17 protein-coding genes and 1 pseudogene are annotated in these 20,537 nt (G+C 69.0%); 11 read left to right on the top strand and 7 right to left on the bottom strand.

Annotated features, from left to right (window positions below; all coding sequences use genetic code 11):
* Positions 1–62 precede the first annotated feature (62 nt).
* The 6 genes from FHU38_RS05710 (at position 63) to FHU38_RS27170 (ending at position 6,280) form a co-directional block, all read left to right on the top strand.
* The gene (locus tag FHU38_RS05710; RefSeq protein WP_167175592.1) at positions 63–1,358 is read left to right on the top strand and encodes an acyl-CoA dehydrogenase family protein; all 1,296 of its coding nucleotides are present in this window, start codon (positions 63–65) and stop codon (positions 1,356–1,358) included.
* 16 nt (positions 1,359–1,374) lie between these two features.
* Complete coding sequence (locus FHU38_RS05705; protein WP_167167264.1) at positions 1,375–2,583, top strand: acyl-CoA dehydrogenase family protein; 1,209 nt, start codon at positions 1,375–1,377, stop codon at positions 2,581–2,583.
* 97 nt (positions 2,584–2,680) lie between these two features.
* Positions 2,681–3,988 carry a flavin-containing monooxygenase gene (locus FHU38_RS05700; protein WP_167167261.1) on the top strand — a complete coding sequence of 436 codons (1,308 nt, stop codon included), beginning with the start codon at positions 2,681–2,683 and terminating at the stop codon, positions 3,986–3,988.
* Positions 3,985–4,920 (top strand): bile acid:sodium symporter family protein, encoded by a 936-nt coding sequence (locus tag FHU38_RS05695; protein WP_167167258.1) that lies wholly within the window; start codon positions 3,985–3,987, stop codon positions 4,918–4,920. The genes FHU38_RS05700 and FHU38_RS05695 overlap by 4 nt, the downstream gene beginning before the upstream one ends.
* Complete coding sequence (locus FHU38_RS05690) at positions 4,917–5,882, top strand: SDR family oxidoreductase (RefSeq protein WP_167167255.1); 966 nt, start codon at positions 4,917–4,919, stop codon at positions 5,880–5,882. Before FHU38_RS05695 ends, FHU38_RS05690 begins: the two co-directional genes overlap by 4 nt.
* Before the next feature lie 14 nt (positions 5,883–5,896).
* Positions 5,897–6,280 carry an Imm1 family immunity protein gene (locus FHU38_RS27170; RefSeq protein ID WP_243852201.1) on the top strand — a complete coding sequence of 128 codons (384 nt, stop codon included), beginning with the start codon at positions 5,897–5,899 and terminating at the stop codon, positions 6,278–6,280.
* 140 nt (positions 6,281–6,420) lie between these two features.
* Here FHU38_RS27170 and FHU38_RS05685 read toward each other — a convergent pair.
* Positions 6,421–7,557 (bottom strand): annotated as a pseudogene (locus tag FHU38_RS05685) (DUF222 domain-containing protein); the annotation flags it as partial.
* Between the two features lie 129 nt (positions 7,558–7,686).
* On the opposite strand from FHU38_RS05685, the gene FHU38_RS05680 reads away from it, so the two are divergent.
* A complete protein-coding gene (locus FHU38_RS05680; RefSeq protein ID WP_167167249.1) occupies positions 7,687–8,760 on the top strand; it encodes an LLM class flavin-dependent oxidoreductase in 1,074 nt (357 codons plus the stop codon).
* Here FHU38_RS05680 and FHU38_RS05675 read toward each other — a convergent pair.
* The 6 genes from FHU38_RS05675 to FHU38_RS05650 all read right to left on the bottom strand — a co-directional run bounded on the left by FHU38_RS05675 (position 8,757) and on the right by FHU38_RS05650 (position 16,210).
* On the bottom strand, positions 8,757–9,230 hold the full coding sequence (locus tag FHU38_RS05675) for a GyrI-like domain-containing protein (protein WP_167167246.1): 474 nt from the start codon (positions 9,228–9,230) through the stop codon (positions 8,757–8,759). The genes FHU38_RS05680 and FHU38_RS05675 overlap by 4 nt on opposite strands.
* Positions 9,231–9,314: 84 nt before the next feature.
* Positions 9,315–10,379: an alpha/beta fold hydrolase gene (locus tag FHU38_RS05670; RefSeq protein ID WP_167167243.1), complete on the bottom strand. Its 1,065-nt coding sequence runs from the start codon at positions 10,377–10,379 to the stop codon at positions 9,315–9,317.
* Between the two features lie 168 nt (positions 10,380–10,547).
* On the bottom strand, positions 10,548–11,702 hold the full coding sequence (locus tag FHU38_RS05665) for an acyl-CoA dehydrogenase family protein (RefSeq protein WP_167167240.1): 1,155 nt from the start codon (positions 11,700–11,702) through the stop codon (positions 10,548–10,550).
* Complete coding sequence (locus tag FHU38_RS05660; protein WP_167175586.1) at positions 11,699–13,708, bottom strand: acetyl/propionyl/methylcrotonyl-CoA carboxylase subunit alpha; 2,010 nt, start codon at positions 13,706–13,708, stop codon at positions 11,699–11,701. The genes FHU38_RS05665 and FHU38_RS05660 overlap by 4 nt, the downstream gene beginning before the upstream one ends.
* 20 nt (positions 13,709–13,728) lie before the next feature.
* Complete coding sequence (locus FHU38_RS05655; protein WP_167175589.1) at positions 13,729–15,342, bottom strand: carboxyl transferase domain-containing protein; 1,614 nt, start codon at positions 15,340–15,342, stop codon at positions 13,729–13,731.
* A gap of 73 nt (positions 15,343–15,415) precedes the next feature.
* Positions 15,416–16,210: an SGNH/GDSL hydrolase family protein gene (locus FHU38_RS05650; RefSeq protein ID WP_167167237.1), complete on the bottom strand. Its 795-nt coding sequence runs from the start codon at positions 16,208–16,210 to the stop codon at positions 15,416–15,418.
* Positions 16,211–16,361: 151 nt separating this feature from the next.
* On the opposite strand from FHU38_RS05650, the gene FHU38_RS05645 reads away from it, so the two are divergent.
* From FHU38_RS05645 to ald, 4 genes are all read left to right on the top strand, one after another.
* Positions 16,362–16,955 carry an SACE_7040 family transcriptional regulator gene (locus tag FHU38_RS05645; protein WP_167167234.1) on the top strand — a complete coding sequence of 198 codons (594 nt, stop codon included), beginning with the start codon at positions 16,362–16,364 and terminating at the stop codon, positions 16,953–16,955.
* Between the two features lie 46 nt (positions 16,956–17,001).
* On the top strand, positions 17,002–17,502 hold the full coding sequence (locus tag FHU38_RS05640; protein ID WP_167167231.1) for a hypothetical protein: 501 nt from the start codon (positions 17,002–17,004) through the stop codon (positions 17,500–17,502).
* Between the two features lie 4 nt (positions 17,503–17,506).
* Positions 17,507–19,072 carry a helix-turn-helix domain-containing protein gene (locus FHU38_RS05635; protein ID WP_167167228.1) on the top strand — a complete coding sequence of 522 codons (1,566 nt, stop codon included), beginning with the start codon at positions 17,507–17,509 and terminating at the stop codon, positions 19,070–19,072.
* A 139-nt stretch (positions 19,073–19,211) separates the two neighbouring features.
* Positions 19,212–20,318, top strand: a complete 1,107-nt coding sequence (ald, locus tag FHU38_RS05630; RefSeq protein ID WP_167167225.1) for an alanine dehydrogenase — start codon at positions 19,212–19,214, stop codon at positions 20,316–20,318.
* Positions 20,319–20,537 lie beyond the last annotated feature (219 nt).

Below are 20,537 nucleotides of genomic sequence, written 5' to 3'. Positions count from 1 at the left end.
GAGTAGGTACTCGTGAAGGGATAGCCGTGGCCCAAAAGACGTCCCACCACAAGCGCGACGCCATGGGGTTCGGCCTTGCGGTGCTGAACCGGCTGGCCGGAAGCAAAGCGCTGGAGCGCGCCGGGCTGACCGAGCCCGTGCGCAACGTCGTCGCCGCGGCGACCCGCGGCGGGTTCCGTGCGGCGGGAGCCGCTCGGCGCACGTTCAAGGCGACCACGCGGCTCGGCAAACCGGCAAGGCCCGCCACCGCGCCCGAAGCCGACCTGTTCGACCTCACCCCGAGCGACGAGCAACAGCTGATCGTGGAAACGGTCACCGAGTTCGCCGCCGAGCAGTTGCGGCCAGCCGCGGCCAAGGCCGACGAGTCGCTCACCCCGCCGGACGGCCTGCTAGGCAGGGCCGCCGAACTCGGCGTGACACTGCTCGGCATCCCCGAGGAATTGGGCGGCGTCGGCACGGAGCGCTCGGTGGTCACCGGCGCGCTGGTCGCCGAGGCACTGGCACACGGCGATCTCGGGCTGGCCGTCGCGGTGCTCGCCCCGTCCTCGGTCAGCACCGCACTGGTGCAGTGGGGCGACGCCGACCAGCAGGCGACCTACCTGCCCGCGTTCGTCGGTGAGAACGTGCCCGCCGCCGCGCTCGCGCTGCAGGAGCGGGCCGCGCTGTTCGACCCGTTCCGCCCGAGGACAACGGCCAAGCGCACCCCGAACGGCTACCGGCTCGACGGCGTGAAGTCGCTGGTGCCGCGCGCCGCGCAGGCGGAGTTGTTCGTCGTCTCGGCCGACCTGGAGGGGCGAGGCCCCGCACTGTTCATCGTGGAGGCCGCCACCTCGGGGGTTTCGGTGGAGGCCGAGCCCGCCATGGGTCTGCGCGGCGCGGCGACCGGCAGGCTGGTGCTGGACAAGGTCTCGCTGCCCGCGACCGCCCTGCTCGGCGGCGGCAGGTCCGAAACGTTCACCGAGGTGGTCCGGCTGTCCCGGCTGGGATGGGCCGCGCTGGCCTGCGGCACCGGCAAGGCCGTACTCGACTACGTCATCCCCTACGTCAACGAACGGCAGGCGTTCGGCGAGCCGGTCAGCCACCGGCAGGGCGTCGCCTTCCAGGTCGCCGACATCGGCATCGAACTCGAAGGCCTGCGGCTGGTGACGCTGCGAGCCGCGGCACGAGCCGAGCAGGGCAAGCCCTACGCCCGGGAGGCGGCGCTGGCGCGCAAGCTCGCCACCGACAAGGGCATGGCCATCGGCAGCACGGGCGTGCAGTTGCTTGGCGGGCACGGGTTCGTCAAGGAACACCCCGTGGAGCGCTGGTACCGCGACCTGCGGGCAATCGGCGTACTCGAAGGCGTCGTCCTGCTCTGACCGGCGAAGGGTAATCATGATCAATCTGGAAGTTCCGAAGAAGGCCCGGGCACTGGTCAACCAGGCACGGCAGGCCGCGGCCGAGGTGTTTCGGCCCATCTCGCGCAAGTACGACCGCGCCGAGCACTCCTACCCCACCGAACTGGACATGCTCGCCTCGTTGCTGGACGGGCTCAACTCCTCCGGCGAGGGTGGCGCGGGCGCGGCCGGCGTGCGCCGCAACGACGAAGACAAGCACAACGGCAACCGCAACGGCGGAAACCTGAGCACCGTCCTCGGCGCGATCGAGATGTGTTGGGGCGACGTGGCGCTGCTGCTTTCCATGCCGCGCCAGGGACTCGGCAATGCCGCCATCGCATCGGTGGCCAACGAGGAGCAGTTGAACCGCTTCTCCGGGCTGTGGGCGGCCATGGCCATCACCGAGCCAGGGTGTGGTTCCGACTCGGCTGCCATCACCACGACGGCCACCCCGGACGGCGACGACTACATCCTCAACGGGGAGAAGATCTTCGTCACCTCCGGCGAGCGTGCCGACGCCGTGGTGGTGTGGGCGACGCTGGACAAGAGCAAGGGCCGCGCGGCCATCAAGTCGTTCGTGGTGGAGAAGGGCACGCCCGGCTTCGAGGTCGTCCGGCTGGAGCACAAGCTCGGCATCCGTGCCTCCGACACCGCTGTGCTGCGCTTCGACAACTGCCGAGTGCCGAAGGAGAACCTGCTCGGCTCGCCGGAGATCGACACCAAGTCGGGCTTCGCCGGGGTGATGCAGACCTTCGACAACACCCGGCCGCTGGTGGCCGCCATGGCGATCGGCGTGGCGCGGGCGGCGCTGGAGGAAACCAAGCGGCTGCTGCAGGAAGCGGGCGTCAAAATCGACTACGACAGGCCAGCGAACGCCCAGCACGCCGCCGCCGCGGCGTACCTGGAACTGGAGGCCAACTACGAGGCCGCGTACCTGCTGACCCTGGAGTCGGCCTGGATGGCGGACAACCGCAAGCCCAACTCGTTGCAGGCCTCCATGGCCAAGGCGAAGGCGGGCCGCTCGGTCGTCGACATCACCCTGAAGTGCGTGGAGCTGGCGGGAACCCTCGGCTACACGGAGGAACTGCTGCTGGAGAAGTGGAGCCGCGACGCCAAGATCCTGGACATCTTCGAAGGCACCCAGCAGATCCAGCAGTTGATCGTCGCCCGCAGGTTGCTCGGCAAGACCAGCGCGGAGCTGAAGTAGAGCGGGTTCACATCCGCGAAGGACACGGCCTGCCGTAGGTACGATCCTCGTTGGCCAAGCGCTGACAAGCCGCCGCCACCGAGCCAACGGAGGCCACGTGAGCACACCTGTCGCCGTCATCGGCGCCGGCCCGTCGGGTCTCGCGGCAGCCCGCAACCTGCGACGCTACGGGCACGCCTACACCGGTTACGAGCTTTCCGGCGACGTCGGCGGGCTGTGGAACATCGACAACCCGCGCAGCACGGTCTACGAATCGGCGCACCTGATCTCCTCGCGCACCACCACCGAGTTCGCCGAGTTCCCGATGGCGGACACCGTGGCCGACTACCCCAGCCACCGGGAGTTGCTGACCTACTTCCGCGACTTCGCGGACACGTTCGGGCTGCGCGAGGACTACCGGTTCAACACCGAGGTCACCCGCGTCGAGCCGGACGGCGACAGCTGGGCGGTGACGAGCACCGGGCCGGACGGAACGCGCACCCAGCGCCACGCGAGCGTGCTCATTGCCTGCGGCACGCTCAGCGAGCCCGCGATCCCGACGTTTCGGGGCAGCTTCGACGGCGAACTGTTCCACACCTGCCGCTACAAGCGCGCGAAGATCTTCGAGGGCAAGCGGGTGCTGATCGTCGGTGCGGGCAACTCCGGATGCGACATCGCCGTGGACGCCGTGCATCACGCCGACTCGGTGGACATCAGCGTGCGGCGCGGCTACTACTTCGTGCCGAAGTACCTGTTCGGCCGCCCCGCCGACACCCTGAACCAGGGCAGGCCGCTGCCACCGCGACTCAAACAAGCCATCGACTCACGCCTGCTGAAGCTGTTCACCGGCGACCCGGTGCGGTTCGGTTTCCCCAAACCCGACTACAAGATCTACGAGTCGCATCCGGTGGTGAACTCGCTGGTCCTGCACCACATCGGGCATGGCGACATCCGCGTGCGCCGCGACATCGAACGGCTCGACGGCGACGGGGTCCGCTTCACCGACGGGGAGCGAGGCAGCTACGACACGATCGTGCTGGCGACCGGGTACCACCTGCACTACCCGTTCGTGGAACCGAAACTGCTCAACTGGGCCGGGCCCGGCAGCGGCACCGCACCCGACCTCTACCTGAACATCTTCCCCGAGTCCGCACCGGGCCTGTTCGTACTCGGAATGGTGGAAGCCTCCGGGCTCGGCTGGCAGGGACGCTACGAGCAGGCCGAACTCGTGGCCGCCTACCTCGCGGCACGCGAGCGGGCACCCGGGCGCGCGGCCGAGTTGGAGGCCCGGATGCGGGGGCCGCGCCCGGACCTGACAGGTGGCTACCGTTACCTGGGGCTGGAGCGGATGAGTTACTACGTCAACAAGGACGCCTACCGCAGGGCCGTGCGCGACGAACTCGCGAGACTGGACGTGGCGCCGTGATCGCGCCAACCGACGTCGATGACATCAGGATCGCCTTCGACTCCGCTTCGCTGACGACTCTGAAGATCGTGCTCGGTGCGATCCTGTTCGGCATCGCGCTGGACACCAGGCCGTCCGATTTCGTGGCCGCCGCGCGACGACCGGGCACCATCGCGCTGGGGGTGCTGGCGCAGTTCCTGCTGCTGCCCGCGATCACCTTCGGGCTGACCCTCCTGCTGGACGTGCGAGGCTCGGTGGCGCTTGGCATGATCCTGGTGGCCTGCTGCCCACCAGGCAACGTCTCCAACATCCTCACCCACCGCGCTCGGGGCGACGTCGCGCTGTCGGTGTCGATGACGGCGGTCGGCAACGTGCTGGCGATCTTCCTGATGCCACTGAACGTCGCGTTCTGGGGCGGGCTACACCCGACTGGGCAGGCGCTGCTCGCCAAGATCGAACTAAGCGCGGCCGACATGCTCGCCGAGGTCGGTCTCGTCATCGGCGTGCCGTTCGCTGTCGGGCTGACGATCGCGCGGCTGCGTCCGGGCATCGCCAAGCGTGCGGCACGGATCATCGGCCCGGTGTCGTTCCTGGCGCTGGGTGCGGTAATCGCCACGGGTGTCGCCAACAACTGGGGCATCTTCCTCGACTACATCGGGGTAGTGCTGCTGGCGGTGTTCCTGCACGACGCGCTGGCACTGTTCACCGGCTACGGGGTCGCCAGGATCACCCGGCTGCCCGACGCCAGCACCCGTGCCATGACCTTCGAGGTCGGCATCCGCAACGCCGGGCTCGGCCTGCTGCTGGTGTTCAGCTTCTTCGGCGGGCTGGGTGGCATGGCACTGGTGGCCGCGTGGTGGGGTATCTGGGACATCATCGCCGGTCTGGCCGTTGCCCAGTGGTGGGGTCGCCGCGCACGACCTGCCGCGAAACCGGAGGTGGAACCCGCATGAGCGAGCACAGGACCGTCCTGGTAACCGGGGGCAACGGCTTCCTCGGCTCGTCGGTGGTGCGCGGCCTGGCCGAGGCTGGTCATCGCGTTGTCAGCGGCGACATCACCGAGCCGGAGCCCCCCGTGCCCGGCGTGGAGCGCGTGTCGCTCGACGTGACCGACCCGGACTCGGTGCGCGCCGCCTTCGCCGACCGCGACGTGGAGGTGGTGGTGCACCTGGCGGCCGTCGTGACACCCGGCCGGAAATCGTCGCGGGAGCGTGAGTACGCCGTCGACGTCACCGGCACGCGAAACGTGCTGGACGGGTGCCTCGCCCACGGCGTGCGGCGGATCGTGGTTTCCTCCTCCGGCGCGGCCTACGGCTACCACCCGGACAACGGCGCGGCCAACGGGGGCTGGCTCACCGAGGACGATCCCGTGCGCGGCAACGAGGCATTCGCCTACAGCCACCACAAGCGACTGGTGGAGGAGATGCTGGCCGAGTCGCGGTCGTCGAACCCCGAACTGGAGCAGGTGGTGCTGCGCATCGGCACGATTCTCGGCGAGCGGGTGGACAACCAGATCACCGCACTGTTCGAAAAGCCCCGGCTGCTCAAGATTCGCGGGTCCGACTCGCCGTTCGTGTTCATCTGGGATACCGAAGTCGTCGCGATCATCCAGCAGGCCGTGACCAGTACCGTCACCGGGATCTTCAATGTCGCTGGGGACGGGGCGATGACGGTCGACGACATCGCTGCCGCACTGGGCAGGCGCACGCTGGTGATCCCGGAACCGCTGCTGCGCGCCGTGCTGGCGGTGGGTAAGCGGCTGGGCGTGTCCCCCTACGGCCCTGAACAAACGGTGTTCCTGCGCCACCGACCGGTGCTGGACAATCGGCGGTTGAAGGAGGTTTTCGGCTACATCCCCTCGCGTACGAGCGCCGAAGCCTTCGCCGCCTGGCAGCAGGCCAGGAAACAAGCGTAAGAAAGGTGCGATCGATGACCTACCGCGCCGCGCTCACGAACGGCAGCCAGACGTACCAGGAGTTGCCGGTGTCCACACCGGATGACATCGACGAGTTGCTGACCGTACTGGACCGCGACGAGGTGCACACCGTCACCGTGCGGGACGGCGAGGAGGATCCGGCCATGGACGTGCAGGTACATGGCGGATACGGCTATTTGCTGTACGCGGGCGAGGAACTGCTGGCGTACAGCGTTGGCGATCCGGCATCTCCCGCGCTGACGGATCGGTCCGAGAGCGCCTTTCCCGCGGGCAGCGGTGTACCGCTGGAAACCTTGCGTGCGGCGCTGCGCGAATTCGTGGAGACCGGCGGCAGCGTGCCGTCATCGGTTTCGTGGCAAGAAGCCACTGTGGACTGACGGGTGGTCACGACCGAGCCGACCCTATGGGCATGCAGGACGTTCCGGCGCGGGACACGGTCGGGGTCTACGTAGCCAGGTGGTCGGTACCAAGGCCGCCCGTCGATCATCGTGACGGTCCAGTCAGTCCGATGTAGCAGCCGGTGGTGGTACGCGCAGACCAGCGCGAGATTGTCCAGGGCTGTCGGTCCGCCGTCCGCCCAATGGACGATGTGATGCGCCTGGCACCACTTGGCCTTGCGGTCGCAGCCGGGAAACGTGCAGCCGGCGTCGCGCAGGATGAGCGCGCGACGGATCGCTCGCGGCACGGTCCGGCTCGCCCTGCCCACGTCCAGGATCTCCCCACGCCCGCCGAACACAGCCGGTACCACGCTGGCATCGCAGGCGAGCCTGCGAATTCTTGCCGAGGAAAGTGAAAGGTGCCCGTCAAGCAACCCGGGCCCCGCCCTTCGCTCGAGGTCGATGAGATCGGCCGTGACCAGCACGGTTACCGGTTCCCCTGCTTCGTCCGGGGCCCGCGGGCTGCGAGCCGCCAACCGCAGGACATCCACCAGCGCGTCGCCGTAGCGCTCGTCCCGGCTCCTCGAATCCACTGCGCCGCCCTCGACTCGCGGCGCGGTCAGTGGCGACAGCAGGTTGGTGAGCAGCGCGCCGGATTCGGCGTCCAGGCCGAAAACTCCGGTGAGACCACCGTCGGGGCGCGGGCGCAGCGCGAGCCACGGGCCCGATCCGGCTCCGTACCCCTCCTCCGGCGGCTCACCGTCGGGATCCAGCCGGGCGCGAATCTCCCTGCCCAGTCTGGTCACGATCCTCGGTTCGCTTGCCTGTGCGGCCTCGACCAGGATGGCTTCCGCCGACTGCCGATCATCCGGGGAGACCTTGCGAGGCAGGATCTCCACCGCCGCTCGGATCGCCTCCACATGCTCCGGCCCGATCGAGCCGTCCCACAGCGCTTCGGCCGTACGAGGCAGTTCCGCCTCCACGACCGCACCGGTGCGCGTCACCGACGAGTTGAGCGCGCGGGCCTGCGCGACCAACTTTCGTGCCGCGCCCGGGTTGTGTCCGCCCACCTCACGCACGAGCGCCGCCGCTCCGCTGTACCCCAGCGGCCCGGCCAGCCCGCGCGCGTCGATTTCGGCGATCAGCCGCAGTCGCGCGGCGTACAACCGGCGGGATTCGATTTCGAGCCGGCGCAGGGCCGCCACGACCTCCTCGTCTCCCAAGCGGGCGAGCGAGGACGCCTCATCGAGTGCGAAAGTCCTGGTCACATCCGACATTCTAGCGAAATATCGAACATACGTTCGAACACGATAGGGGGACATCGACACCTGGCGCCGAGCCCGACACTCCAGGCGTACCGCTGCGCTACAGTGGTAGTTGAATGGACAACTATCTAGCGAGGCAGCATGCAGTTCGGGATCTTCACCGTCGGCGATGTCACGCCCGATCCCACGACCGGCCGGAGGCCGACCGAGCACGAGCGGATCAAGGCGATGGTGACCATCGCGCTCAAGGCCGAGGAGATCGGGCTCGACGTGTTCGCGACCGGCGAGCACCACAACCCGCCGTTCGTGCCCTCGTCACCGACCACCATGCTCGGCTACATCGCCGCGCGCACCGACCGCCTGATCCTGTCCACCGCGACGACCCTCATCACTACCAACGACCCCGTCAAGATCGCGGAAGACTTCGCGATGCTGCAGCACCTCGCCGACGGCCGCGTGGACCTGATGCTCGGGCGCGGCAACACCGCGCCGGTGTATCCCTGGTTCGGGCAGGACATCCGCCAGGGCATCCCGCTCGCCATCGAGAACTACGCGCTGCTGCACCGGCTGTGGCGCGAGGACGTGGTGAACTGGGAAGGTCGCTTCCGCACGTCGCTGCACGGGTTCACCGCCACGCCCCGTCCGCTGGACGGCGTACCGCCGTTCGTGTGGCACGGCTCCATCCGCAGCCCGCAGATCGCCGAACAGGCCGCCTACTACGGCGACGGATTCTTCGCCAACCACATCTTCTGGCCCAAGGAACACTTCATGCGTCTCGTCGGGCTGTACCGGGAGCGTTTCGCCCACCACGGCCACGGCAGCCCGGAGCAAGCTGTCGTCGGTCTCGGCGGTCAGGTGTTCATGCGCCGCAACTCTCAGGATGCGGTGCGGGAGTTCCGGCCGTATTTCGACCACGCACCCGTCTACGGCGGCGGACCCTCACTCGAGGAGTTCACCGAGCAAACGCCACTAACGGTCGGGAGTCCGCAAGAGGTCATCGACAAGACACTGACGTTTCGGGATAACTTCGGCGACTACCAGCGCCAACTCTTCCTCGTCGACCACGCTGGTCTGCCGTTGAAGACGGTGCTGGAGCAACTCGACCTGCTTGGGGAGATCCTCCCTGTGCTGCGCACCGAGTTCGCCGCCAAGCGGCAACCGGGTGTCGCCGAGCCGCCCACCCACTCCACGTTGTCGGCGCGGGTGAAGTCCTAGCCCAGCTGGTACGGCTGCACGACCTCGGTGCGCCACGCGGCCGGATCCGGCTCCTCCTCCGGGTTGGTCAGGTAGTTCTCCCAAGCCTCCCCCGCCAACTCGCCGCCGTGGTCGGCCACCCACGACGCCAGTGCCTCGTAGGCGGGTTCCATCTCGTCGTATCCCCCGACGTGGACGGTGACGGCGGCCGTGCCGCCCGGCAGTGCCGAGGAGCGCACGTCGTCGCCGAGACCCTCGACCGGCGCGGGAACCGGGAAGCCCGCCTCGACGGCGAACCGGTCGTCGTCGAGCATCCGGAAGCGGGCGAACGGCGGCCCGACCGGGTAGGAGTCACGGCTGGCGATGGCCTCGGCGATGCGCTGGTAGACCTGGCCGAGCCAGGGCCCGATCTCGTCCACGAAGAGCGTCGCCTCCGCCACCAGCGTCGGCTGCTCTGGCAAGGTCTCGCTGCTGATGCTGTAGGTCATCATCCGTCCAGCGTCCGAAAGGACGGTGGCCCGGGCTAAGGGTCATAGGTCCCTTCCCGGCAAGCCCCACGGCTCCACTCTGGAGCCTCATGCCGGGCTCCGCCGGGAGTCGAGGAACTCGTCGAGATAGCGCCAGGTTGTCGTGCGCGCCGCCCGGCCGGTCAGCACCCCGAGATGCCCGCCCGGCGCCGACTCGAAGCGCACCTCGGGGGCGCCGGTGAGCAGATCGACCAGCCGCCGCACGGCGCGCTTGGGCGCGATCGCGTCGCTCTCGCCCGCCACGACCAGCGTCGGCACCCGCACCTCGGACAGCGATACCAACCTGCCGTCGATCTCGATGCTGCCCTCGGCGAGATCGTTGGCCCGGAAGAACCTGTGGTAGAGCTGCCCGAACGTCCGTCCGGGGTAGGCGGCCATGTTGGCCATGAAGTGGTCGACCGCCTCCAGTTGCGCGAGGAAATCCCGGTCGTGCAGGTTCCGCAGCATCGCGATCGGCCTTGTGAGTTCCTTGTCCAGCCTGGTCAGCCGGAAGGCCTGGCTGACAAGGTAGGGCGGTGCGCCGCCGAGCAGCCGGTAGAACGGTGTGAGCAGGTGGCCCCCGGTCAGTTCCACGAGTGGCCGCAGCGGCGCGATCAGCGGAATGGCGGTGAAGTCGAACGGCGCGGCGATCGTTGTGATGGAGGCGATCGGCAGGTCGGCCTGCTCGGCCGCGGCGAGCAGGGAGAAGATCCCGCCCAGGCACCACGCGACCAGGTGAACCTCCCGGCCGCCCGCGTCGGCGCTGACCTTGCGAATGGCGTTAGGCAGCACCTGCCCGACCCAGTGTTCGACCCCGAGCCCCCGGTCGGCGAAGGCCACGGTGCCGTAGTCCACCAGGTAGGTGCGCCTGCCGCCGTCGACGAGGTGCTCGACCAGGCTGCACCCCCGCCGCAGGTCGAAACACAGCGTGGGTGCCGCGAGCGGAGGGACGAGCAACACGGGCTCGCCGTCCTGGCTGCCCCGCGCCGCCCCCGTGAAACGGTAGACGCGGCGGTTGGGTCCGGTGTCGATGAGCAGCCTCGGCGCGGGTCGCAGGTCGGCGACACCTCCGTGCAGCACCTTCCGCACGACGTTCGACGTCGCGGCGGCCAGACGCAGCGCGGGTACGGTCATTCGTTCCTCCTCATCCGAGGCGGTCCTCGAAGACCTGCCCCAGCCAACCATCGACCTCGAATCGCTCGGTCGGGGTGAAGCCCTGGCTCGTCTCCGCGATGAGCAGGCCGGGATGCGTCGCCATGCCGCGCAGGGTGAGAATACGCGGCCCTTCGGTGGGCGCCGCGATCAGTGCAGTCCGAGTTCCCTCGCGATCAGCATCCGCTGCACCTCGCTGGTGCCTTCCCCGATCTCCAGGATCTTGGCATCGCGGTAGAACCGGCCGACGGCGAACTCGTTCATGAACCCGTAGCCGCCGAAGATCTGGGTGGCATCGCGCGCGTTGTCCATCGCGGCGTTGGACGACACCAGCTTCGCGATCGCGGCTTCCTTCTTGAACGGCTCGCCACGCAGCAGCTTCGCGGCAGCCTGGTAGTAGGCCAGCCTCGCGGTGTGCGCCCGCGCCTCCATGTCGGCGATCTTGAACTGGATAGCCTGGTAGGTCCCGATCTTGTGCCCGAACGCTTCCCGCTCACCGACGTAGCGCAGACACTCGTCCACGCAGCCCTGCGCCAGGCCGACACTGAGCGCCGCGATGGCGATCCTGCCCTCGTCCAGGATCGAGAGGAACTGCGCGTACCCCCTGCCGCGCTCACCGAGCAGGTTCTGCGCGGGCACCCGGCAGTCGTCGAACGCGAGTTCGTGCGTGTCCGATGCGTTCCAGCCCACCTTCGAGTACTTGGGCGCCACGGTGAAACCCGGCGTGCCCGACGGCACGGTGATCGCGGAGATCTCCTTGCGCCCGTCGGGTTTGCTGCCCGTCACGGCGGTCACGGTGACGAGCCTGGTGATCTCGGTGCCGGAATTGGTGATGAACGCCTTGCTACCGTTGATGACCCACTCATCGCCGTCGAGCTTGGCCGTGGTCCGGGTCGCGCCCGCATCGGACCCACCGCCGGGCTCGGTGAGCCCGAACGCACCGAGCGCCTCGCCCGAGCACAATGCGGGCAGCCAGTTGCGCTTCTGCTCCTCGGTGCCGAACCGGTATATCGGCATCGCACCGAGCGAGACTCCCGCCTCCAGCGTGATCGCCACGGACGAGTCCACCCGCGCCAGTTCCTCCAGCGCCAGGCACAGCGCGAAGTAGTCTCCGCCCATGCCGCCGTACTCCTCGGGCAGCGGTAGCCCGAACAGTCCCATCCTGCCCATACTCGCGACGAGGTCGTAGGGAAACTCCTCGCGCTCGTAGTAGCCCGCGATCACCGGGGCCACCTCCGCCTGCGCGAAGTCGTGGACCGTCTTACGCAGCGCCTCGTACTCGTCGCCGAGCCTGAAGTCGATCATGAGGTGTGCTCCTCCCGTGTCACGACGGCGAGCGGCTGGTCGAGCGCCACCTGCTGGCCCGCCTGAACATGCAATTCGCTGACGACGCCATCCACCGGCGCGGTGATCGTGTACTCCATCTTCATCGCCTCGACGACGAGCAGCGGCGCCCCCGCACTCACAACGTCGCCGCGTGCCACCTTCACCACCAGGACCGTGCCCGGCATCGGGCTGGTCACCGGACCGACCTCAACGGACTCCCCGTGGCTCGCCAGCAGGTTCGGTCGTTCCCCGACTGCGACGGCCCTACCCTGCCTTGCGAGCCAGACGGTGCCGTCACCCGCCCTCGCACGCCGGTACCGGCGGTACCGGTCGTACCGACCTTCGAAACCCGTGCCGCGCACGACCAGATCGTCGCCGTCGCGCTCGGCCGAGGCCGCGAACGGCGCGCGATCGTCCACACTGACCAGTGCGTCCGACGGCGGACCCTCGACCAGCACGAGAGCCTCGGTCCGGCCCGCACGCAACCGAAGCGTCACCCCGGCGCGGGCGCCGAGCCGCCAACCGCTTGGCACCTCCCACGGGTCCACCACTCGCCCGGACGGCCACAACGAAAGCAGCCGGTCCAGTGCGGCCGCGATCAGGAACTCCTCGGCATCACCCTCGGCACCCTCGTTGACGAGCGCGGCGAGCTTGCGCTCCACCAAGCCGGTATCCAGCTCGCCCGCCAGCACGTCGGGGTCGGTGAGAAGTGCCCGCAGAAACGGGATGTTCGTCGTGACCCCCAGCACGGCGGTGTCCGCCAGCGCCCGGTCGAGCCGGTGCAGCGCCGCGGCGCGGTCAGGCCCCCACGCCACCACCTTGGCGAGCATGGGGTCGTAGTCGGAGCCGACGACGAAACCCTCACGTAGGCCCGAGTCCACGCGCACCCGCGGGCCGGAGGGCTCGGCGAGTGCGAGTACGGTTCCGCCGGTGGGTACGAAGTCCCTGGCCGGATCCTCCGCGTACACCCGTGCCTCGACTGCATGGCCCGCAAGCCGCACGTCGTGCTGCGCGAACGAGAGCCGCTCGCCCGCGGCGACGCGCAACTGCCACTCCACCAGGTCGATACCGGTGACCAACTCGGTCACCGGGTGCTCGACCTGCAACCGCGTGTTCATCTCCAGGAAATAGAACCGCTCCGGCTCACGTGCCGACACGATGAACTCCACCGTGCCCGCGCCGACGTAGCCGACCGCGCGAGCGGCCCCCACCGCCGAAGCGCCCATCCGCGCCCGTGTCGCCTCGTCGAGCAACGCCGACGGCGCCTCCTCGACGATCTTCTGGTGCCTGCGCTGCAGGCTGCATTCCCGCTCGCCGAGGTGGACCACGTTGCCGTGCCGGTCGGCAAGCACCTGAATCTCGATGTGCCTCGGCGTTTCGACGAACCGTTCCAGCAGCAGCCGGTCGTCACCGAAGGCGCTCATCGCCTCCCTGCGTGCCGACTCGACTGCCCCGGCGAGCTCGCCGGCCGACTCCACCAGCCGCATACCCTTGCCGCCACCGCCCGCGGAGGGCTTGAGCAGCACGGGATAGCCGATGTCGGCCGCCGCGGCCTCGATGTCGGCGCTGCCGTGGAGTTCGGACCGGCCTGGCACGACGGGAACCCCCGCACCGGACACGGTCTGCTTGGCCCGGATCTTGTCCCCCATCGCCTCGATCGCGCTCGCCGGCGGGCCGACGAAGACCAGCCCGGCTTCCTCGCACGCACGCGCGAACGCTGGATTCTCCGAAAGGAAGCCGTAACCGGGATGCACGGCCTGCGCACCGGACTCGACCGCCGCGGCGACGACGTCCGGAATGGACAGATAGCTGCGCGCCGCCTCCGCGGGCCCCACCCGAACGGCGGCGTCCGCCTCGCGCACGTGAGCCGCACCCGCGTCGGCGTCGCTGTAAATGGCGACGGACCGGATCCCCATGCGTCGCAGCGTGCGGATGACGCGCACGGCGATCTCGCCACGGTTGGCGACAGCGACGGTGTCGAACATCGAACTATCGCTCACAACGCTCACATCCTGAATACGCCGTAGCCGACGGGTTCCAACGGCGCGTTCGCCGCGGCCGACAGTGCCAGTCCGAGCACGGTCCGGGTGTCCATCGGATCGATCACCCCGTCATCCCACAGCCGTGCGGTGGAGTAGTACGGGTTGCCCTGCTGCTCGTACTGGGCACGAATGGGTTCCTTGAACGCTTCCTCATCCGCTTCGGACCATTCCTCGCCACGGGCCTCGTAGGCGTCCCTTCGTACGGTGGCCAGTACCGAGGCGGCCTGCTCACCACCCATCACGGAAATGCGGGCGTTCGGCCACATCCACAGGAACCGGGGAGAATAAGCCCTGCCGCACATGGAATAGTTGCCCGCCCCGAATGACCCGCCGATGACGACGGTGAACTTCGGCACCCGCGCGCACGCGACGGCGGTGACCATCTTCGCGCCGTGCTTGGCGATGCCGCCCGCCTCGTAGTCCCTTCCCACCATGAAGCCGGTGATGTTCTGCAGGAACAGCAGCGGGATCGAGCGGCGGTCGCACAACTCGATGAAGTGAGCACCCTTCATCGCCGACTCGGCGAACAGCACGCCGTTGTTGGCCACGATCCCCACCGGGTGACCGTGAATGCGGGCGAACCCGGTCACGAGCGTGTTGCCGTACTCCTTCTTGAACTCGCCGAACCGGCTGCCGTCGACGATGCGGGCGATCACCTCGCGCACGTCGTAGGGAGTGCGGGTGTCGACGGGGACCACGCCGTACAACTCACCCGGATCGACGACGGGTTCCTCCGTCGGCACGACGTCCCACGGCCGAGGTGAGCGCGGACCGAGGGTCGACACGATGGAGCGCACCGTACGCAGTGCGTCCGCGTCGTCGACCGCGAGGTGGTCGGTGACGCCGGAGGAGCGCGCGTGCACATCTCCGCCGCCCAGTTCCTCGGCGGTGACGACCTCGCCGGTTGCGGCCTTCACCAGCGGCGGTCCCCCGAGGAAGATCGTGCCCTGGTTGCGCACGATCACGGCCTCGTCGCTCATGGCAGGCACGTAGGCCCCTCCCGCGGTGCACGAACCGAGCACGGCGGCGAGCTGCGGGATCCCGCGAGCGGACATGGTGGCCTGGTTGTAGAAGATGCGGCCGAAGTGCTCCCGATCGGGGAACACCTCGTCCTGGCGCGGCAGGAACGCGCCACCGGAGTCGACCAGGTACACGCACGGCAGGTTGTTGTGCAGCGCGACTTCCTGCGCGCGCAGGTGCTTCTTGACCGTCATCGGGTAGTAGGTGCCGCCCTTGACGGTCGCGTCGTTGGCCACCACGACGCACTCTCGGCCGGAAACCCGGCCGATGCCGGTGATGATGCCCGCCGAGGGAGCCTCTTCGTCGTACATCCCGCTCGCGGCCAGCGGTGAGAGTTCGAGAAACGGCGAGCCGGGATCGAGCAGCGCGTCCACGCGGTCGCGGGGCAGTAGCTTGCCGCGGGCCACGTGCCGCTGCCTTGCCTGGGGCGGGCCCCCGAGCCGAGCCAGGGCGAGGCGGTCGCGCAACTCAGCGACCAGTTCGGTGTGGCAGGTGACGTTGCGAGCGAATGCCTCGCTCCGCGGGTCGGCGGAGCTGGTCAGCGCCGGGGTGTCCATCACACCGACAAGGTTAGCAGCCGTTAACACTCCGGCGCGATGTCAACGGCCGCCAACCTCGGTGTGCCCGCGATCAGCCCGTCACGGATTCCAGCGCGGGCAGGTAACCCTGGGACTGGCCACTCACTGTCGGGTGGTAGGACTCGTCGACCGGCCAGGTAAGGCTGTGCAGCCACCAGTCCCCGTCCGAGCAGATCTCGTGCCCGCTGAATGCCCCACGTACGTCGACGAATGTGAGCCCGGCCGCGCCCGCCCGCTGGGCGGTGACCTCGGCGAGCGTGTCGGCACCGGAATTGATCGCCGCGCGCTTGGTGTCGCTGAGACCCGCGTTGCAGGAGCCGCCGATCTTGTAGAAGCGTGGGTAGCCGAGCACTAGGATCTCCGCGCCCGGCGCCTTGCTCTCCAGCGTCGCGTAGACGTTGTCGAGCAGGCCAGGCAACGTGTCGCGAGCGTAGGCCTTGGCCTCCTCTACCCGGTCGACACACTGCTGGTCGGTGCCGACCGTGCAGTCGATCATCACATCCGCGAATCCCGCGTCGTTGCCACCCACCGAAACGGTGACCAGCGTGGCGGTCGAATCCAGCGATGCGGCCTGTTCCAGCACGTCGGAGGTGCGCGCACCCGAACACGCGAGGAAGTCGAAGCCGGCCACGTCGCGCGAATCCGCCCACAGTCGCGGATAGGCGTTGGCACTGCGTTTGCAGTTGCCGGAGTCGCCGTAGGAACCCGCGCCGACCCCGGAGGAGTAGGAGTCACCGAGGGCGACGTAGTGCACGGCGGGGGCGGCACCCGCCGGGAAGGCCGCGCCCACCAAGGCGAGCGCGGTGATCAGTGATAACCAGAGGGACCGACGAGCACGCACCGACATGGGCACTCCTTCGTCAATTGTTGGCCGAAGCAAGCTTTACCAGGTGCAACGCTCACGAAAAAGCGGGCAAGCGGGGCGTTACCCGACCGGTCCACACCAGAAGTCGGTATCTGACGTTAGCGTGCGCTAACCATGCCCGCGTAGAATTCCGATGGTGTCCTCCCGACCCACACCGCTGCGCCGTGGCGAGAAGACCGGCCGCCGCGACCAGATCCTCGCCGCGGCCTCCGAACTGTTCGCCAAGCACGGCTTCCACGGTGTGGGAATAGACGAGATCGGCGCGGCGGTGGGAATCTCCGGGCCCGCACTGTATCGGCATTTCCGCAGCAAGGACGCGATGCTCGGGGAGATGCTGACGTCGATAAGCAGGTACCTGCTCGAGGGTGGCACCGCCCGCGCGGCCGAGGGCGGCGACCCCGACGAGGTGCTTGCCCGGTTGGTGCGGTTCCACGTGAACTTCGCGCTCAGCCAGCCCGCGCTGATCACGGTGCAGGAGCGCAACCTGGGCAACCTGACCGACACCGACCGCAGGCAGGTCAGGGCATTGCAGCGGCGCTACGTCGAGGTGTGGGTGCGGGCGCTGCGCGCCGCGGTGGCGCACCTGGACGAGACCCGCGCGAGATCGGCCGCCCACGCGGTGTTCGGGCTGATGAACTCCACCCCACACAGCAGGTACCTGCCCGACGCGGACCTCGCCGCGCTGCTCGAACGGCTGGCACTGGGCGCGCTGTACGCGGCGAAGTGACGATCACCCTGCCGGACGGCAGCGACCGGGATGGCCCTGGTGTTGGATGGGGCACGTGCACGCGGACCGCAGCGAGGACGAGCGACGTGGGCTCGTCAGAAGGACACAGCTGGCGTTGCTCGCCATGCGGCTCGGCGACGACGCCGGGGCGCTCGACGAGCTCACCTGGGCTGAGTCAGGTGAACGTGGTGAGGCCCGTGAACTCATGCTGTTGCTGTTCGGCGCGTGCAGCGAGCTGGTGGCGACCCTCGGCGACGGCGGCACCGCACCGGTGAAGGTGCAGGTGTTCGACGAGACCGGCGAGGAGGTCTCCATCGACGAGGCCGACCCACCGGTGCGAACGGCCGTGCGCACCCTGCTCGCCCAGGTGCACGGCAACCAGGAGGCCGCGCAAGAGCAGGTGGAGATCGCGATGGCGAACGCCGCACCGGACGAAGTGGACAGTTTGCTGCTGCAGGCGTTGCGGTGGACCGCGCGGCTGTCGGCCGAATGTCTCGAGCGCGGCCTACCGGTGCCCGACTGGATCGCCGACACCCCCACCGGCTGAGCCGATGATCTCCGTGCGTAGCGTGGTCGACCGGGTCGGGCCGACACTGTTGCGCGCCGTGCTACTTCCCGCCGACTGCCCCACCGTGGCCGACGTCGTGATCGCCGAACCCGGAACGAGCCAGCTCGCCGCGGGAGACCTCGTGCTTGGCGTCGCCGTCGGTGACGCGAACGCCTCGGTCGAGCTCGTGCGCGCGTGCGCGCGGCAGGGCGCGGCCGCGGTGCTGCTCAAACCACCGCTGGCCGGCAAACCCGCCGTTCGTAGAGCCGCCGACGCGGCGGGCATCGGCCTTGTCGAGGTGCACGCCGCGACGTCGTGGGCACAGTTGGTGTGGCTGCTGCGGACCGTGCTGGACGCGATCGCCGACGAGACCGACGCGCTCGACACTCGCCACGACCCAGCCGCGAGCGATCTGTTCCGGCTCGCCGACGCTGTGGCGTCCGTTGTGGACGCACCGGTGACCATCGAGGACACCAACTCGAGGGTGCTCGCCTACTCCGCGCGGCAGGACATCACCGACCCGGCCAGGGTCGCGACCATCATGGGCAGGCGCATCCCCGACGACGTACTCGCCCGATTTCGCTCACGTGGCGTGTTCCGTGAACTTTCCCGAGGCCGGCAGACCATCTTCGTCCCCGCGCAGCGCGACGGAACGCTGCCGAGGCTGATCGTGCCGATCCGGATGGGCGGCGAGCTGCTCGGCTCGATGTGGGCGGTCGTGCCTGGGCCGGTACCCGACGAGCGGGCGGCGGCCTTCGCCGACACCGCACCCGTGGTCGCGCTGCACCTGCTGCGCCGCAGGGCCCACGCCGATATGCGGCGGCAAGCGTCCGCCGAGTTGCTGCGCGCGCTGCTCGGCGGCGAGGTCAGCGCGCGAAAGGCCGCCGCGGAGCTGGACCTCGAACCCGGACCGCACCGCGTCGTCGCCGTGGAGACCACGGGCGAGGATGCCCTCGACGGTGAAGGGCTACGGCTGGCGCTGCTCGAACGCCTCACCCAGGGCATCGGCCGAGGGCCGGTCGGCACCGAGAGCGGTGGTCTGGTGTACCTGGTGGTGCCCGACGGCACCGGCCGGGGAACCTGGGCGCACTTGCGTACGGTGCTCGCCGAGGTGCCCACCAACCGCGGTGCCGGTGAACTGCGCGCGGCGGCGGGCAGCGCAGGCGAGCTCGACGAGTTGGCCCGATCGAGAGCCGAGGCCGAGGAGACACTCGGCCTGCTGCGTTCGGGTGTGCTGCCCGGCGGCCCCGCCTGCTTCGACGAGGTGTGGCCGTCGCTGGTGTTGCACAGAGCGGCGAGCGCGGCGGGTGAGGCCAGCGTCGGCGAGCTCGGTCCGCTGCCGCTGCTGCGTGAGCACGACGCGACGAACGGCACCGACTTCGTGAACACGCTGTACGAGTGGTTGCGGCATCCCGGGCAGCCGCGCTGCGCTGCCAGTGCGCTGGCCATCCACCCCAACACCCTGCGCTACCGCATGCGCAGACTGCTCGAGCTGGTGGCGCTGGACCTCGATGACCCCGACGTGCGGCTGGCGCTGCTCAGCCAGCTCGTCGCGTTGCGCTGGAGATAGCACCTTCCGTGCCACCACGGCCGGTTGTGCTGCCGCGACCACGGCGATGACCGACCATTGTTGTGCGCCCACGATGACACCGCCGTACGGGTGGTTCACCGTGGTCAGCGACACCGAAGACAGTCGGCAGGAGGCAGTCGTGCGCATCGCCGTCCCCCGCGAGGTCAAGAAACACGAATACCGCGTGGCCATCACACCGGCGGGGGTGCACGAGCTGACCAGGCTTGGGCACGACGTCCTCATCGAGACCGGCGCGGGCTCCGGTTCGGCGATCACCGACGAGGAGTTCGTCACGGCGGGCGCCAAGATCATCGCCACGGCTGAGGAGACCTGGGCCGAGGGCGACCTCGTGCTGAAGGTCAAGGAACCCGTCCCCGCCGAGTACGGCCTGCTGCGCCGCGACCTCGTGCTGTTCACCTACCTGCACCTGGCTGCCGACCGCGCGCTCACCGAAGCGCTGCTCGCGGCGGGCACCACGGCGATCGCCTACGAGACGGTGCAGACCGACGACGGCGCGCTGCCGTTGCTCGCGCCGATGTCGGAGGTCGCGGGCAGGCTCGCTCCGCAGGTCGGCGCTCACGCGCTGCTCAAACCCAGCGGCGGAAGGGGGGTACTGCCCGGCGGGGTTCCCGGTGTGCACCCAGCCAGGGTGGTGGTGATCGGCGGCGGCGTCGCCGGGCTGAACGCCGCCCGTGTCGCGTCCGGCATGGGTGCGGACGTGGAGGTACTCGACACCAACCCGGAGCGGCTGCGCCAGATAGACCACGATTTCGCGGGCCGCATCCGTACGGTGGCCTCCAACGCGCTGGCGCTGGAGCACGCCGTGCTGGAGGCGGACATGGTGATCGGGGCCGTGCTCGTCCCGGGCGCCAAGGCGCCGAAACTCGTCTCGCACGAACTCGTCGCGCGGATGCGGCAGGGCAGCGTCCTGGTGGACGTCTCCATCGACCAGGGCGGCTGCTTCGCCGACTCACGGCCGACGACCCACGACGAACCGACCTATCAGGTGAACGACTCGGTGTTCTACTGCGTCGCCAACATGCCCGGTGCGGTGCCAAGGACGTCGACCTACGCCCTCACCAATGTCACCCTGCCCTACGTGCTGCGCCTGGCTGAGCAGGGCTGGCGGGCGGCGCTGCGATCCGATCCGATCCTGGCGCGGGGGCTCAACACCCACGCGGGCGCGTTGACCAATGAACCGGTGGCCTCGGCACACGGCCTGCCACACGGCGAATTCGAACTCTGAGTGGCAACCCGGACACAGGTCTCGACATGAAGGGGCGGCCCGCTCAACCAGCCTGGGGGTCACCGGGAGCGGGCCGCCACTTACTAGTCTAAGTAATAACTCGCGACTTCGCTCGTCGGGGCGGGGTGAGTCGCCGGAAATGAATCCTCACCAGGCCGGACGCCGACCGGCACTCCGGCGTCGGCGCAGCTCAATCAGTTCGACCGCCGCGATAGTGAT

It is taken from the genome of Saccharomonospora amisosensis (assembly GCF_011761185.1).
Taxonomy (GTDB): Bacteria; Actinomycetota; Actinomycetes; order Mycobacteriales; family Pseudonocardiaceae; genus Saccharomonospora_A; species Saccharomonospora_A amisosensis.
This window is presented reverse-complemented; position numbering and strand designations above follow the sequence as displayed.